16 protein-coding genes are annotated in these 14,528 nt (G+C 39.9%); 8 read left to right on the forward strand and 8 right to left on the reverse strand.

Annotation, left to right across the window (positions count from 1 at the left end; genetic code table 11):
• Window positions 1–40 precede the first annotated feature (40 nt).
• Window positions 41–1,036, forward strand: a complete 996-nt coding sequence (locus tag TES1_RS05550; RefSeq protein WP_042680951.1) for a proline racemase family protein — start codon at window positions 41–43, stop codon at window positions 1,034–1,036.
• Window positions 1,037–1,183: 147 nt separating this feature from the next.
• On the opposite strand, the gene TES1_RS05555 is transcribed toward TES1_RS05550, so the two are convergent.
• Entirely contained in the window at window positions 1,184–2,656 is a 1,473-nt protein-coding gene (locus TES1_RS05555; protein WP_042680953.1) for a sodium-dependent transporter, read from the reverse strand.
• A gap of 316 nt (window positions 2,657–2,972) precedes the next feature.
• Window positions 2,973–4,136, reverse strand: coding sequence for an OBG GTPase family GTP-binding protein (locus TES1_RS05560; RefSeq protein ID WP_042680955.1), 1,164 nt, complete (start codon window positions 4,134–4,136; stop codon window positions 2,973–2,975).
• 140 nt (window positions 4,137–4,276) lie between these two features.
• On the opposite strand from TES1_RS05560, the gene TES1_RS05565 reads away from it, so the two are divergent.
• The 5 genes from TES1_RS05565 to TES1_RS05585 all read left to right on the forward strand — a co-directional run bounded on the left by TES1_RS05565 (window position 4,277) and on the right by TES1_RS05585 (window position 7,675).
• A complete protein-coding gene (locus tag TES1_RS05565; protein ID WP_042682741.1) occupies window positions 4,277–4,729 on the forward strand; it encodes an Lrp/AsnC family transcriptional regulator in 453 nt (150 codons plus the stop codon).
• 93 nt (window positions 4,730–4,822) lie between these two features.
• Window positions 4,823–5,323 (forward strand): deglycase PfpI, encoded by a 501-nt coding sequence (gene pfpI, locus TES1_RS05570; protein ID WP_042680957.1) that lies wholly within the window; start codon window positions 4,823–4,825, stop codon window positions 5,321–5,323.
• Between the two features lie 120 nt (window positions 5,324–5,443).
• Window positions 5,444–5,905: a PspC domain-containing protein gene (locus TES1_RS05575; RefSeq protein ID WP_042680960.1), complete on the forward strand. Its 462-nt coding sequence runs from the start codon at window positions 5,444–5,446 to the stop codon at window positions 5,903–5,905.
• Between the two features lie 4 nt (window positions 5,906–5,909).
• Window positions 5,910–6,779 carry a DUF4097 family beta strand repeat-containing protein gene (locus TES1_RS11050; RefSeq protein ID WP_042680962.1) on the forward strand — a complete coding sequence of 290 codons (870 nt, stop codon included), beginning with the start codon at window positions 5,910–5,912 and terminating at the stop codon, window positions 6,777–6,779.
• A 5-nt stretch (window positions 6,780–6,784) separates the two neighbouring features.
• On the forward strand, window positions 6,785–7,675 hold the full coding sequence (locus TES1_RS05585; RefSeq protein WP_042680964.1) for a triphosphoribosyl-dephospho-CoA synthase: 891 nt from the start codon (window positions 6,785–6,787) through the stop codon (window positions 7,673–7,675).
• Here TES1_RS05585 and TES1_RS05590 read toward each other — a convergent pair.
• Together TES1_RS05590 and TES1_RS05595 are read right to left on the reverse strand one after the other, a co-directional pair.
• Window positions 7,665–7,949: a family 4A encapsulin nanocompartment shell protein gene (locus TES1_RS05590; RefSeq protein WP_042680966.1), complete on the reverse strand. Its 285-nt coding sequence runs from the start codon at window positions 7,947–7,949 to the stop codon at window positions 7,665–7,667. The two genes, TES1_RS05585 and TES1_RS05590, sit on opposite strands and share 11 nt — an antisense overlap.
• Window positions 7,950–8,012: 63 nt before the next feature.
• Window positions 8,013–8,408, reverse strand: coding sequence for an OsmC family protein (locus TES1_RS05595; protein WP_042680968.1), 396 nt, complete (start codon window positions 8,406–8,408; stop codon window positions 8,013–8,015).
• Window positions 8,409–8,468: 60 nt separating this feature from the next.
• Here TES1_RS05595 and TES1_RS05600 point away from each other — a divergent pair, with 60 nt between their 5' ends.
• On the forward strand, window positions 8,469–9,311 hold the full coding sequence (locus TES1_RS05600; RefSeq protein ID WP_042680970.1) for an SPL family radical SAM protein: 843 nt from the start codon (window positions 8,469–8,471) through the stop codon (window positions 9,309–9,311).
• Here the strand turns inward: TES1_RS05600 and TES1_RS05605 are convergent.
• Window positions 9,277–10,128: a gamma-glutamyl-gamma-aminobutyrate hydrolase family protein gene (locus tag TES1_RS05605; protein WP_042680972.1), complete on the reverse strand. Its 852-nt coding sequence runs from the start codon at window positions 10,126–10,128 to the stop codon at window positions 9,277–9,279. The two genes, TES1_RS05600 and TES1_RS05605, sit on opposite strands and share 35 nt — an antisense overlap.
• A gap of 88 nt (window positions 10,129–10,216) precedes the next feature.
• On the reverse strand, window positions 10,217–11,569 hold the full coding sequence (locus TES1_RS05610) for a cyclic 2,3-diphosphoglycerate synthase (RefSeq protein WP_042680973.1): 1,353 nt from the start codon (window positions 11,567–11,569) through the stop codon (window positions 10,217–10,219).
• 215 nt (window positions 11,570–11,784) lie between these two features.
• Between TES1_RS05610 and TES1_RS05615 the strand changes: the two genes are divergently transcribed.
• Window positions 11,785–12,240 (forward strand): alanyl-tRNA editing protein, encoded by a 456-nt coding sequence (locus TES1_RS05615; protein ID WP_042680974.1) that lies wholly within the window; start codon window positions 11,785–11,787, stop codon window positions 12,238–12,240.
• Here TES1_RS05615 and thrC read toward each other — a convergent pair.
• Together thrC and TES1_RS05625 are read right to left on the reverse strand one after the other, a co-directional pair.
• The gene (gene thrC / locus TES1_RS05620) at window positions 12,237–13,391 is read right to left on the reverse strand and encodes a threonine synthase (RefSeq protein WP_042680975.1); all 1,155 of its coding nucleotides are present in this window, start codon (window positions 13,389–13,391) and stop codon (window positions 12,237–12,239) included. The genes TES1_RS05615 and thrC overlap by 4 nt on opposite strands.
• Window positions 13,384–14,502 carry an eCIS core domain-containing protein gene (locus TES1_RS05625; protein ID WP_051408179.1) on the reverse strand — a complete coding sequence of 373 codons (1,119 nt, stop codon included), beginning with the start codon at window positions 14,500–14,502 and terminating at the stop codon, window positions 13,384–13,386. Before TES1_RS05625 ends, thrC begins: the two co-directional genes overlap by 8 nt.
• Window positions 14,503–14,528 lie beyond the last annotated feature (26 nt).

Here is a 14,528-nt window from a genome sequence, read left to right on the forward strand (position 1 = left end):
TTATATATAACAAGTTCTCTTATGATATTTGGTGAATTTAATGCTAGCTAAAAATGTCCTATATGTTGTTGATACCCATACTGAAGGAGAACCAACTAGAATTCTTCTTTCAGGAGTACATGTCAAAGGAAAGGACATTATAGAAAAAAGGGAGTACTTCAAAAAGCATTATGACTGGATAAGGACAGTTCTCCTACATGAACCCAGAGGACATGCAGACCAATTTGGAGCCGTGTTAGTTTCTTCTGAAATAGCAGATTTTGGAGTTATATACATGGATACCTCGGGCTATTTAGATATGTGCGGACATGCAACCATGGGAATTGCGACTGCATTAGTTGAATTGGGCATAGTTGAAGCCAAAGAGCCTTACACTACCGTGAAACTTGAAACACCTGCGGGGTTAGTGAAGGCAAAGGCAAGGATCGAGGATGGGACTGTTAAAGAAGTCACCGTTGTCGATGTTCCAAGCTTCCATGTGGGAGAGTTTGATATAGAGTTTCCCAATGTGGGAAAAGTGAATGTAGATGTAGCATTCGGTGGTAATTTCTACGTGATAGCGGATGCAAGAGAGTTGGGTACTAGGGTTAGAAGAGAGTATATACGAGAGTTAATTCCCACAGCCCTAAAGCTGATTAAGGTTGCCAATGAACAAATAAAAGTTCATCATCCAAGAAGGGGTGTTCAAAATAGAATAAACTTGGCTATGCTTACCGATGAGCCAGAAAGAGAAGACTCCAATGGTAAGAATGTTGTGATATGGGGAGAAGGAAGTGTTGATAGAAGTCCCTGTGGCACTGGAAGTGCAGCAAGAGTGGCAACACTTTACTCAAAAGGCATCCTTAAGATTGGAGACACATTTGTCCATGAGAGCATACTCGGAACGCAATTTAAGATTAAAATTATAGATACCACAAGGATCGGAGAGTACACTGCCATAATCCCAGAGATAACAGGAAGTGCATACATAACAAAGGTATCTCAGGACATAATTTCCAGAAATGATCCTCTATGGAAAGGATTCCTATTAAGATAAAGGCTAACTAAAATAAAAAAGAAAATCAAGAAGCAGCCTTCTCTTTTTCTTTTTCCTTTTCTAGTGCCAACTTGACGAAATAAAGGGTTAACCCCCAATAGAATCCAAGGACTATTATCATTGAGAGTATAACTGACGCCTCCATCGTCATCCCTCCTCTGCAAGTCTTGCCTCAATCTTTGGCATGAGGAACTTGTTAACTACCACATAGATTACTATCATTGCTAATGCCCACTGGAATATCACAGTACCAGTGCTATAGATCTCTGTGGGCTTCCACCAAGTGTCTGGATACCATGAGATTGACTGCTTAATCCACCAGAGCATGACAATGATTATGCTTAGCGGTGTAACATAACCGACTAAGATGTCCCACCACTTGCCAATCTTGATATCTGAACCTCTGTTGGCGATCTCTCTGTTCTTCTCTAATCCTGTCTTGAGCATCACGTATGATATCACAACTGAGCTGACAAGCAATCCGACACCCCATGCCCAGTCTTGATTGTTGAGCCAGTTAATGCTGATTGCTGCTGGAATCCCGGCAACAAGACCTACAACAGCAGCGTATGTGGCTGCCTTCTTTCTTGGAACTCCAAAGTCAACAACGTTCTTAACGAAGACATCTGTAATAGCAATTTGGGATGTAAATGCTGCAAAGAACAGCGCTAGGTAGAACAGTGTTCCAATTAGGAACCCTAATGGGACTTTCGGGAACAGCTCAGTGAGCCAGATGAATGTTAAACCGACGTTACCTTCTGCGTACACCTTGAATGGATCAAGACCGATGAGTGGAGCAGTAACAGCTACTGTTGTAATCACGGCAAGTCCACCGAGCAAAGCACCGCTTGTATCACCGAATCCTGTGATATGTGCGTTTAAGTTTATATCATCATTCTTCCTGAAGTATGATGTATATGTTAGGAATATACCCCATCCAGCACCTGTACTCCAGAGCACCTGACTATATGCCTGAAGCCAAGCTTCTGCATTTGAAAGCTTAGAGATATCAAACTTAAACATGTAGTTCAGGGCAACTTCTGAGCCAGGCATTAATATTGCTCTTATTGCGACAATTGCCAAAAACACCAACAATGATGGTACCATAAACGTTGCAACTTTTTCAATTCCTCTGACTCCCTTTGCCATTACGTACCATGTAAATATCCAAACTAATATCGTGAATAGCAGTGGTTGCCATCCAGAAATGAATGCATTCCATGTTTCTAGACCCTTACCTGGGGCATAGCTGGCATAGAGACCTGTCAATCCTTTAACGAAATATGCCAGTGCCCAACCGTTGACAACAGCGTAATAGAACATAATTGCAATGTTAACCCATGCAACCCATGCTCCCAACCATGCATACTTTTTCCCTGCATATTTTGCGAATCCGAGAATAGTGCTCTTTCCAGTTTCTCTTCCAATGATACCCTCTGCAATTAACAATGGAATTGCAACTGTGAACAGTGCAATACTGTATGGAATTAAGAACGCTCCACCACCGTACATTGCCATCATTCTTGGGAAACGCCAGATGTTTCCACTTCCAATCATTGCACCAAGTATTGCAAAAATAAAACCCAATCTAGTACCCCAATGTTCACCCTTTTCTGCCAATAGCCACACCTCCTCTATTGGAGTTCATAGAAGTGCCCCTCCGGCATAGATTTATACATAAGCAGTTATATTTATACTTTTCTATATGTCCAACTATCTATTAGTATTAGACAAAAGTAGTACACTGGAAAATTTTGATTTGGATTAAAATTAACCCAAATTTGACAATACTAAATATTTGTTCATATATTCTGTTTGGAAGAAACCTTAATACAGTACATTAAATCACAAACCTAAGGAAGTAAATCATAAAATAAAGTTAAAAGGGTGAGTATTCCTATTCCTGCTGGAATAAATAACTAAAATTAACTTCCAATTATCGGGCGTGAATCTCAACAATATCACCATCTTCTAATACATGATCCGCCCCTACCCTTTGCCCTGGGAACTTTACGCTCTTACCCCACACTCGAGCATATTTAAAGTTCTTAGCAAAATCCTTATGGATTCTCTTTGCAACATCTAAAACAGTTGAACCCTTCTTAAGAGCAATAGGTGGATAAGCTGGCTCCTCCCCTGGTGATTTAGTGAAAACTCTTATTATGTCAGCCAGCTCATAGAGAGCATCCTTAACAGCATCAATATTTATTCCCTTTTCCGCTGAAACAGGAACTATCTTAAAGCGGTCTCCATATGCTTTGACCAATTTCTCATAATTCTCTTTGCTTCCCGGAGCATCGCCCTTGTTTGCTATAATAATAGCCCTCCTCCAAACCAAGCTATCATCTAAAGCATCAGCAAACTCTTCAAGGGTTACGGGCTCTTTAACAGTTATCTCAGCTGAGTGGATCTTCTCCTCACGGAGCATTTTCATGACTTCCTCAATATCACCCTTGATGTTTTCCTGTCCATTAATTATAATTCCCCCATAGGGCATCTTTTTGATTTCAATTCTGGGCCTTCTCTTGTTGAGTTTTATTCCAGCTCTTTCAAACTCTTTCAAAATTATTCCCATCTGCTTGATAGGATCCTGTGAGAGGTCAATAACAATGGCAATTGCATCAGCATTCCTAATCACAGCCAAAAGCTGAGTTCCCATTCCTTTCCCCAATGCCGCACCTTCAACCAAACCCGGAACCTCAACTACCTGGATTTGAACATCTTTATGTTTCATCATTCCCGGAATGGGCTCAACAGTTGTGAATGGGTAATCAGCAACATCAGTATCTACTCCAGTGAGCTGCCTTAGAAGGGAAGATTTACCTACATTTGGAAGACCAGCAAGGACTATCTGGGCTGCACCTTCTTTTTTAACACTAAACGAATACCCACCTCCCTTCCTCTGAGCTTGTTGCTTTTCGAGTTCCTTCCTAAGCTCTGCTAGTCTTCGCTTTATTTGGAGTCTGAGCTTTTCTGTTCCTTTATGCTTTGGAACAGTTGCATACATTTTTTCAAGTGCTCTAATTTTCTCTGCAATTGTTCTTGCGTTTCTATACTCTTCCTCGGCTGCTAAGTACTCTGCTGTAACATTGGTCGGCATAGAAATCACCTCTCTAAGAGCTCCACTCTCGCATTAGATGTTAATGAAGTGGTTTTATAAAGATATGGTTCTCAAGCCCCTCGTTCAAATATCGTCAAATTTATATAGTTTGTCGAAAAATTTTAGATGGGTGAGTAATGGTGAGAGGTACCTTAGATGAAACTGATAAAAAAATTTTAGGAATACTTCAAAAGAACAGCCGGACTCCTCTGAGGGAGATTTCTAAGGCTGTTGGATTAGCCGAATCCACGATTTATGAAAGGATAAAAAAGCTTAAAGAAAATGGAATAATCAGAAAATTCACCGTTATCCTCGATCCAGAAGCCCTTGGGTTTACAATGTTGTCCTTTATTTTGATTAAAGCAAAAGCAGGAAAATATTCTTATGTCGCTCAGGAGCTTGTTAAATATCCTGAAATTGTCGAGATTTATGAAACCACAGGGGATTACGACATGATAGTTAAGATTAGAACAAGGGGTAGCGAAGAGCTGAATGAGTTCCTTGATAGAATTGGAGAAATTGATGGAGTTGAGGCAACTCATACAATGGTGGTTCTCAAAGTCCATAAAGAAACAACCGAGTTACCACTCTAATCTTTGCTACTCATTTTTGTCCTCTCTTGAATGAAAATGTTTATAAATGTCCTACTTCTAATTTTGTCTAAACGCTATTATGGGGTGAACATGATGAAAGTACTGTTTTTGAGTGCGGACGATTTTGAGGACATTGAGCTGATTTATCCTTTCCACCGTATAAAGGAGGAAGGCCATAAAGTGTTTATAGCAAGCAACAAGAAGGATTACATAACTGGAAAGCACGGCTACAAAGTTAAGGTTGATTTAACTTTTGATGAAGTTAGCCCAGACGAATTCGATGCTCTTGTTCTCCCAGGAGGAAAAGCACCAGAGAGAGTCAGGATTAATGAAAAAGCTGTGGCAATAGCAAGAAAGATGTTCAATGATGGAAAGCCAGTGGCGACAATCTGTCATGGGCCCCAAATTTTAATATCAGCTGGTGTTCTAAAAGGAAGAAAGGGAACATGCGTAATAACAATTAAAGACGATTTGATAAACGCAGGTGCAGAGTTTATCGACAAGGAAGTCGTCGTCGATGGAAATTGGGTAAGCTCAAGGCATCCTGGTGACCTATACGCCTGGATGAGAGAGTTTGTTAAGCTGCTGAAGTGATACTCTTTATAACTTTTTTTAATGGTAATTTTTATATACTTTTCTTGAGATTCTGTGACTAAGAATAACCACTGTTTATATAAACTATGATCACTAGACTTGCATGATGGAGGTGTAAAAATGGAAAAGAAAAGGCTTTGTCGTGCAAAGGATGAGAGAGTATTTTTGGGTGTTTTGGGAGGAATAGCAAAGTATCTTGATGTCGATCCTACAGTTGTAAGGATAATCTATATTGTTCTACTGTTTCTAGCCCCTGTAACGGCAATACTGCTCTACTTCGTTCTAGCCATCATAATGCCAGAAGAACCTGAGGAAGAGATATCTCTCGACAAGTTGCCTGAAAAAGCGGAAAAAATTGCAAAAGAAATTGATAAAACACTAACACAAGCATTTAGCTCTAAAAAGCCAGCCCCAACAGTTAAAGATCACAACAATGAAAAGCTCCTTGCAATAATTTTAATTATTCTCGGCGGGGTTTTGATTTTAAGAAAGATAACTCCCTTCATGTGGTATCTCCAAGGAGACGTTCTTTTAGCAACACTGTTGATTCTATTTGGAATATACTTGCTGATGAGGGGGTGAAAACATGGGAAGAACACTCGGACTTTTCCTTTTGTTTCTTGGAGCATTAATACTCCTTAAAAAGCTCTACCCCGAGACACTAACATATTTAGCTCCCTATGCTCATTACATAAAGGCATCATTTTGGGGTGTTGCTCTCGTTTGCTTTGGTTTATACTTGCTCTCAAAGAATAAAGCTTGGAGAACTACAATTAGTGTAATCTTTGTCCTCTATGTTGCCCTTTACCTAGTAATTCCTGACGTCAGCACTACTTCTTGGTACTCGATAGGAGATTGGTTTGCGGAGAAAATTGAGGGAGAAATGCACACCGTTGGAGAATTTCAAGCCTCTGAGCTGATTATCCAGAACATAGTGGCCGAAACTAAAATAGTAAGCACTGATGGGAACTCAATAAAAGTCACCTCAAATCTTCCTATTCAAGCAGAAGTAAATGGGAATGTCCTCATTCTTAAATGTACTAAGATGTGCAGCAGATATAAAAACGGCAAGCTGATTGTGGAAGTAGGCAAAGGACTCTTAAAGAGCCTTGAAATAAGCGACACTGTTGGAGATTATTATATAAATCTCAAAGACAGCCTAAGCCAAATCACGATAAAAAACACCGTTGGAAGATTCAGCATCTCACAGATGAGAAGTGAAAATCTTTATTTGAACGACTTCGTTGGGGATTTCAACATAGAGATTGAGGACTGCTCTCAGATTACAATAGAAGATGGAATCGGTGATGTAACAATTGACATACCCTCAGAATATAAAGTGATTCCAGTCGTAAGAGATTCTGCAACAAAGCTTGAAATCAATTCCAATGAGAGTGGCACAAAGACATTAGAGCTAACAATTGATAGCATAATAGGAAGAGTTAAGGTGAGCTGAGAGAAATGGAGAGGTGGAAAATAATTAAAGCTTTTACACTCGGACCCTTACTTGAGGCCGCAATCCCGAAGCCCGGCAATGTAAATAGGTTTAGAGATTTCGAGGATTTAACCCTTTATCATTTTCTCTTTGGAAATGTGGCCGTTGTTGATATGCTCTATGAAGCAACAGAAGTGGGTAAATTAATTAGGAGAGGATATTATCAGCTAAGTGAAGCTAATATAGGAGAAATGATAAAGAGGGCTGTCCAAAATGCAAAAACTGTGCAAGATGCAAATCCAAATTTTGGCATAATAGCACTGGAGATTCCTCTCGTAATTGCTCTAGTTATTTCAAGACATATCTATGATGCCAGAGAAGTTGTAAAAAGATTGATTGCCCACTCAACAGTCAGGGATACAATGGAGTTCTATAAAGCCATAAGAATTGCTAATCCTAAAGGAATAAAGAGTGGAGTTAAATATGATGTTTACGATGAGAATGTTTTTGATGAACTTTTTAAAGATAGGATTAACCTCAAGCGTTTAGCAGAAATCAGCTGTGAAAGAGAGCTTATCTTCTGTGAATGGCTCAACGGTTATGAGCTGAGCTACAAAACATTCTTGAGACTCAAAGAACTGACCGAAGAACTTAATCTTGAAGAAGCAGTTTTAAGAGCATTTCTTGAACTTCTAGCATCAACACCCGACACCCTTATTATCAGAAAAGCTGGAAAGGCTGAGGCTGAACTCGTAATGAGGATGGCAAAAGAAGTATTGGATGGAAATCTCAGTATTAATGAACTGGATAAATTCCTAAGAGAAAAAGAAGATTTAAGGAATCCTGGGAGCTTGGCAGATATAATGGCAATTGCTTTGAGTTTGCTAATTCTTGACGGCTACAAACTCAATCTTTAATTACCCTTATCCTCTTTGCTCCTCCCAGTCCAACTCCAAGCATTTTGGAGTCTATAACAACGGCATCTTTGCCAAGCTCTTCAAGTAGTTTTACTTTTAAGCCTGAAATCTCTGTGACCTTTTCATCACCACCAAATTCCGCATCAACTTGAGCCTTTAAGAACTCATAGGCCTCTTTTCCAAAGAGAACAATATCTGGCTCAAAACCGTCCATCTTGAGTTCGTTGGCCTTTTCTTCAACTGCACTTAAAACCCTAATCAGCTCTCCCCTCATTCAGATCACCTTGAAATAGCCTATGAAGTTCAAACATTTAAAGTTTTTCATGCTTGTAAAACTTCATTCATTGATGACCTCAAATGTGTATGCAACCTCAGTTCCACTGAGCTTCAAATGGGCTGAGGCCGAGCAATATTTGTTTTGACTGAGTTCTATTGCTCGCTTAGCTTTCTCTGGCCTTACATTTCCATAGATTTTGTAGTGGATGTGAACCTTCTTGTAAATCCTAGGGTGTTCTTCTCTCCTTTCTCCACTTATCTCAACTTCAAGCCCCTCGATCGGCTCTCTCATCTTTTGGAGAATCATGACAACATCAATAGCTGTGCATCCGGCAACAGCCAGGAGGAGAGTCTTCATGGGAGAAATGCCCTTTTCGCCAAAGATTATCTTTCCACCCTCTTCAACACTTGCTTCAAATTTTCCATCTTCAAGCCACTTAACTTTCCCTGTTATCATTTGACCACCCAAAAAAATAATAGGAAAATACTTTTTAAATAGCTTTGTAAACTTTCCTTCATGTATATAAGACCGTTTGACCCTTGGAAATCGAAACTCTGTACATGTCCTTTCAAATACACGCTGAACATTTACACGGGCTGTGACCATGCCTGTGTTTACTGCTATATAACCGCTTATATCCCCAAAGCTTTTAAGGTTAGAATTAAAGAGAACCTCCTTCCTAGTCTCGAGAGGGAGCTCAGAAAATTTGATAGAAGGTTCATAATTTCGCTCTCCTACTCATCTGATCCATACCCAACGATTGAGAGGCAATTTGGCATTACACGAAAAGTTCTCCAGCTCTTCAAAAGATACAATATAAGATGCATAATTTTGACAAAATCAGATATTTTTGAGCGTGATTTGGACATTCTAAGAGAACTCAAATGTGCTGTTGGCATAACAGTGACGACAATAGATGAAGAAAAAGCTAAGGCATTAGAGCCAAATGCGCCATCACCTAAAGACAGAATAAGAGCTCTAAAAAGAGCAAAAGATAGTGGAATTCCAGTTTATGCAAGGATAGATCCAATAATACCCTTTTACACATGGGGAGACTTTGAGGAAACTGTCAATGCATTAAGCTTTGTCTCCCATATAACAGTTTCAACTCTGAAGCTCAGAGCAGATTCATGGAAAAGAATGAAAGCGAAGTTTCCAGCACTCATGAAGAAACTTGAGCCACTATATAAAAGAGGGGAGAGAATTAGTGGATATTATTACCTACCAAGAGATTTCAGATTAGAGATTTTGGAAGGAGCAAGAAGGATCATTGAAGAGAAAGGGATTACCTTTGGCTCATGCAGAGAAGGCTACTATTTTTATCCTACGTGTGACGGCTCTCACTTAGTTCCTCTATAAGTTCCTCAATTATTTTCTCAGCGGCTTCTCCAGTTTCACTCTCTTGCCTCTTAATTTCCTCCCCTATTTCTTCCCTAATTTTGTTTTTCTTGTACTCTAACGCCTTTTCAACCAGAGCATCAAAGAGAGGCTGCATCTCGTCCAAATATTCAGCGAGCCACTGAACACCAATTGCAAATTTTTCTGGAATTTCAATCCCTTCAATTATCCCATCGTCAGCATAGGCAACGGGTTTAATACCCTCACCTAGCTTTCTAATTGCTTGATGATGGAAACTGTTGACTCCGATGAAAACCTCATTTGTTCCTTCAATGTTTAATTTTTCCTTCAAGATTTCAAAAAGCATTGAATTTGTTTTTATCCTAACTTCATGAACTTTGCAACTCGGATGGACTAAGAATCTACCCCCGCTTGTCCAGTCATGCTTTATTGCCTTTGGAATCTCACTAACAACATCTTGATATAGACTACCTCCGAGGGCAACGTTCAGTGCTTGGGCACCTCTTCCAATTCCCAAGATAGGGAGGTTCCGTTCGAGAGCAGCTCTGATTAAAGTAAGCTCAAATTCATCCCTCTGCACATCCAAACTTCTTATTTTTGTCGTTAGCTCTCCCCCATAGTATTTGGGATGGATATCCGGCCCTTCTGGGAAAATCAAACCATCCATTGCTTCAAGAACATCTGTTATTCCAACAAGAGGAGGGATAGCTACGGGTATCCCTCCAGCTTTTTTAATCCTTTTAACATACATATCATTTATTGTCAGAGCACCAGTTTCCCAATCAAACTGAGCAACAATACCTATAATAGGTTTCATAATTATCACCACCAGATAATAATTACTAGGGGAGTATAAAAATGCAACTGCATAAAAATGATGAGAAAAGTGGAAAAGATTACGGAGATCACTCTTTCTTCTTAAGCTTCTCGCACTTCTCGACGAAGTCCTTGAGGATGTCGTAGAGCTTTGGCTGTCCAATTTCCTCGAGCTCATATCTAACACGAACAGCTGGCTTGTTGATGTTGAGGATTCTTCTCAAGTCAATTGGTGTTCCAATGACAACGACATCAGCATCTGCTCTGTTGATAGTTTCTTCAAGCTCCTTGATCTGCTTCTTGCCATATCCCATTGCTGGAAGGATAACATCTAAGTGTGGATACTTCTTGTATGTCTCAACTATTGAGCCAACTGCATATGGTCTTGGGTCAATGATTTCCTTAGCTCCGAACTTCTTGGCAGCAACGTAACCGGCACCGTACTTCATGCCGCCGTGTGTGAGTGTTGGACCGTCTTCAACAACAAGAACCCTCTTGCCTTTAATTAATTCTGGCTTGTCAACAAAGATTGGTGATGCTGCTTCAATAACAATAGCGTTTGGATTGACCTTCTCGATGTTCTCTCTAACCTTCTGCACGTTCTCGGGATAAGCTGTCTCAACCTTGTTGATGATTATAACATCAGCAGCTCTGAAGTTGGTCTCACCTGGGTGATACTTGAGCTCGTGTCCAGGTCTGTGTGGGTCAGCTACAACAATCCAAAGGTCTGGCTCGTAGAATGGGAAGTCGTTGTTTCCTCCATCCCAGAGGATTATGTCAGCCTCTTTCTCTGCCTCTCTGAGAATCTTCTCGTAGTCAACACCGGCATAAACTACATGACCATAGTCAATGTGTGGCTCGTACTCCTCTCTCTCCTCGATTGTACATTCGTACTTGTCGAGATCTTCATAGGTTGCAAATCTCTGGACGATTTGCTTCCTCAAGTCACCATAAGGCATTGGATGTCTTATGACTGCAACCTTGTATCCAAGATCCTTCAAAATCTTGGCAACTTTTCTTGATGTCTGGCTCTTTCCACAGCCTGTTCTAACAGCTGTAACAGCTATAACTGGCTTGCTTGACTTGAGCATTGTGCTCTTAGGTCCAAGAAGCCAAAAGTCAGCACCAGCAGCATGAACTCTTGATGCTAAGTGCATAACGTGTTCATGTGATACGTCAGAGTAAGCGAAGACTGCAATATCGATGTTGTGCTCCTTGATGATTTTTTCCAAATCATCCTCGCTCCAGATTGGGATTCCATTTGGATAAAGTGGACCAGCTAATTCTGGTGGGTAAATTCTACCCTCAATATCTGGGATCTGAGTGGCTGTAAATGCAACGACTTCATAATCAGGGTTGTTTCTAAAGAAGACGTTGAAGTTGTGGAAATCTCTTCCAGCAGCTCCCAGAATAATAACTCTTCTCTTTTTCTTCTCAGCCATTTTCAATCACCTCAAAATATTTCATATCGGCAAAAAGGTATCAATCTTGGCATTTATAACCATTTTCGTTGAATAATGACAGATTATGGCAAAAATTCTTTGGATGTGCATTTTTAAATTGGAATAAGCTTCGAAAATTGAATAGCAATCTTTGATTCACAATTACCAGCAAACTTAATAATTCTAAAAAACTACCTTAATTTCTGGTGTCTCTAATGAATGAGATTGAGGTCAAAACTCACACAGCCTTGCATGTTATTAAAGGCGCAGTTGTTAAAGTGTTAGGGGAGAAAGCAAAGTGGACTGCAAGCGTTTATGTCAACGGAAATCACGGAAGATTAACAGTTAAATTTGGCAGAAAGCCAACTCCGAAGGAGATTGCTGAAATTGAAAGGCTAGCAAATGAGAAAGTTAAGGAAAATGTTCCCATTCATGTGTATGAACTGCCAAGAGAAGAAGCCGAAAGGAGATTTGGTGAAGATATGTACGATTTATTCCCAATTCCCCCAGAGATTAAGACTCTGAAGGTAGTGGTTATTGAAGATTGGAATGTCAATGCATGCAACAAACAGCACACAAAAACAACGGGAGAAGTTGGAGAGATAAAAATCAAGAAAGTGAGGTTTAGAAAGAGCAAAGAACTGCTCGAGATTAGCTTTGATGTGATTTAGCTTTTCAATAGGCATTCTTCCAGCTTTTCCATTTCAAATTCTCTAACTTCAAATCTTCCCAACTGATGCAGTGTTTTGAGTCCAGCTCCCGTTAGTATACTCACAACCCTTTCATCTCCCTTAATTCTGCCTTCTTCTCTGAGCTTTTTTACAGCCGCTATACCTGTTGCAGAAGCTGGCTGGACAAATATACCTTCTTGCGCGAGCATTCTCTGGGCGTTAAGGATTTCTTCATCGCTAACAGCAACACATATGCCGTTGAGTTTTTTCAAAAGCCTCAATACAGCATTCCCGCTCGGCGGATATGGATTTTCAATTGCATGCGCTATTGTGTGCGGATTTTCAAATCTTTCAATTTTTTCTTTCTCTTCAATGAAAGCTTTGTAAATCGGTGAACAGCCTTCAGCTTGAACACAAACAAATGTAGGTAGCCTATCAATAAGCTCACTCTTTTTAAGCTCAAGGAAGCCCTTTATGATACCTCTAATTAGCCCACCAGAGCTTGTTGGAACTATGACATAGTCTGGCATCATCTCTTCCACAATTTCAAAGCTTATACTCTTATATCCCTCTATACGGAATGGATCGTCAGAATTTATGAAGTAAATGCCAAGTTTTTGCCCAAGCTTAAGGCTTTCATAGTAGAGTTTCCCATAATCACCCCTAACTTTTATAACTTCAGCCCCATAAACAGCAATCTGCTTGAGCTTTTCCTCTGCTATATTTGAAGAGACGAGAATGTAAGCCTTCACTCCTGCTCTTGATGCATAAGCCGCAACACTTGCAGCCATATTGCCCGTTGAAACAGTCCCAACTTTGTCAAAGCCTAGCTGTAAAACCCTATGGATTCCTAAAAACGTCCCCCTATCCTTAAAGCTCCAAGTTGGATTAACAGTTTCGTTTTTTAAATAAAGCTGGATTCCAAGCTTTTTTGAGAGTTTTCTTGCTCTTATAAGTGGAGTATCTCCCTCCCCGAGACTTAAATCCAAGTCAAGTTCAAAAGGAAAGAACTGAATAAAGCGCTCCCAAACACTTTTCCCGATTCCAGCAAAGCCTTCAAAAAGCTCAAGCTCTAAAGGCTCTCCACATTCACACCTCTGATATGGCTTTCTCAAAGAATATTCTCTACCACAAGCTGTACATCTAAGCATTCTTCAGCCTCCTAACCGCTGTAAAAATAACATATCTTCCTTCTTGCTTAATTGTAAACGATAACTCAAATTCTGGATGTGCCTTAACGTAGTTATCTCCAATTGTCTTGAGTGCATTATAGAACTTCTCAGCACTGCTCTCATCTTTCCAAGCAGTTTTCCAAGCTAAGATTAAGCTTGTGGAATTTTGAGCCAAAACTAACTTATCCCCTCTCCACCCATCTGCAATCTCCTTTGCTTCTTTTTCCTCATAATTGTGAACAAGTAAGAGCAAATAGATATAAAATTCCCCCATCGTGTCTTCATGGACTACCTCACCATTTTTAACGCTTAAACTCACGTTTTCTGGAAATGTATAGCTCAGATACATTTCTGGATTCATTACTTGTTGGGTTGTGATTGGTAACTTTGAGTAGGCCCTATTAACCAATCCCCAACCACCCTTTTCGTAGAGATACTGAACGAATTTATCACCAAAAACGTAAGGGAAAGCGTTCAAACTCCAAACGGGGTCTTCGAGGTACAGAGATGTTATTTTTTCTATTGGAATGTGGTATCTTTTGCAGTACAAATCAGCGACTAAGTCAGCATCTCCTTCGACCAAGGCCCTTATAGCAAGGGTTGAATCCAAAGTTGGCCCAGAATAAGGAGCGTTAAAATTCTGCTTCTGCAAAACATGAGTTAGCTCATGAGCGACAACTCTATAAGCAGTTTCTCCACTTTCTAAGAAATTTTCCTCAATGATATAGACTTTATTTCCCATGGTTACAGCAATCCATGAAGCTGTTTGCTCTTTTCTCTCTCTTGTTAAATTATAGCTTGGAGGAACAAGAAAAGTCATCTCATAGATTGCTCCCCATATTCTGAGCTCAAATATATCCCCCTTCGAAGGACCCCATTTTTCTAAGGCTTCTTGCCTTGTAATCACAATTATTTTAGGCGATTCTTTGAATGTGAGATTTCTAATCTCCTGAACTTCACTCTCAATCTCTTGAACCTTCTGGAGTACTTGTTTAGCCCTTTCATCTATTGACCCAACTCTGATTTGATAAAATGATGCGATAAGAATGACAATCAATGTCAATGCTATTAACCCAGATTTCTTTTTCACATCACTCACCTTCGAAAGGTTATTTA

It is taken from the genome of Thermococcus paralvinellae (assembly GCF_000517445.1).
GTDB lineage: Archaea > Methanobacteriota_B > Thermococci > Thermococcales > Thermococcaceae > Thermococcus_B > Thermococcus_B paralvinellae.

Coding starts and splice junctions, on each gene's coding strand:
- pfpI (WP_042680957.1), top strand. CDS start 4,823: ATGAAAGTACTGTTTTTGAGTGCGGACGATTTTGAGGACATTGAGCTG.
- TES1_RS05610 (WP_042680973.1), bottom strand. CDS start 11,569: ATGGCTGAGAAGAAAAAGAGAAGAGTTATTATTCTGGGAGCTGCTGGA.
- TES1_RS05550 (WP_042680951.1), top strand. CDS start 41: ATGCTAGCTAAAAATGTCCTATATGTTGTTGATACCCATACTGAAGGA.
- TES1_RS11050 (WP_042680962.1), top strand. CDS start 5,910: ATGGGAAGAACACTCGGACTTTTCCTTTTGTTTCTTGGAGCATTAATA.
- TES1_RS05600 (WP_042680970.1), top strand. CDS start 8,469: ATGTATATAAGACCGTTTGACCCTTGGAAATCGAAACTCTGTACATGT.
- TES1_RS05590 (WP_042680966.1), bottom strand. CDS start 7,949: ATGAGGGGAGAGCTGATTAGGGTTTTAAGTGCAGTTGAAGAAAAGGCC.
- TES1_RS05585 (WP_042680964.1), top strand. CDS start 6,785: ATGGAGAGGTGGAAAATAATTAAAGCTTTTACACTCGGACCCTTACTT.
- TES1_RS05575 (WP_042680960.1), top strand. CDS start 5,444: ATGGAAAAGAAAAGGCTTTGTCGTGCAAAGGATGAGAGAGTATTTTTG.
- TES1_RS05560 (WP_042680955.1), bottom strand. CDS start 4,136: ATGCCGACCAATGTTACAGCAGAGTACTTAGCAGCCGAGGAAGAGTAT.
- TES1_RS05605 (WP_042680972.1), bottom strand. CDS start 10,128: ATGAAACCTATTATAGGTATTGTTGCTCAGTTTGATTGGGAAACTGGT.
- thrC (WP_042680975.1), bottom strand. CDS start 13,391: ATGCTTAGATGTACAGCTTGTGGTAGAGAATATTCTTTGAGAAAGCCA.
- TES1_RS05595 (WP_042680968.1), bottom strand. CDS start 8,408: ATGATAACAGGGAAAGTTAAGTGGCTTGAAGATGGAAAATTTGAAGCA.
- TES1_RS05615 (WP_042680974.1), top strand. CDS start 11,785: ATGAATGAGATTGAGGTCAAAACTCACACAGCCTTGCATGTTATTAAA.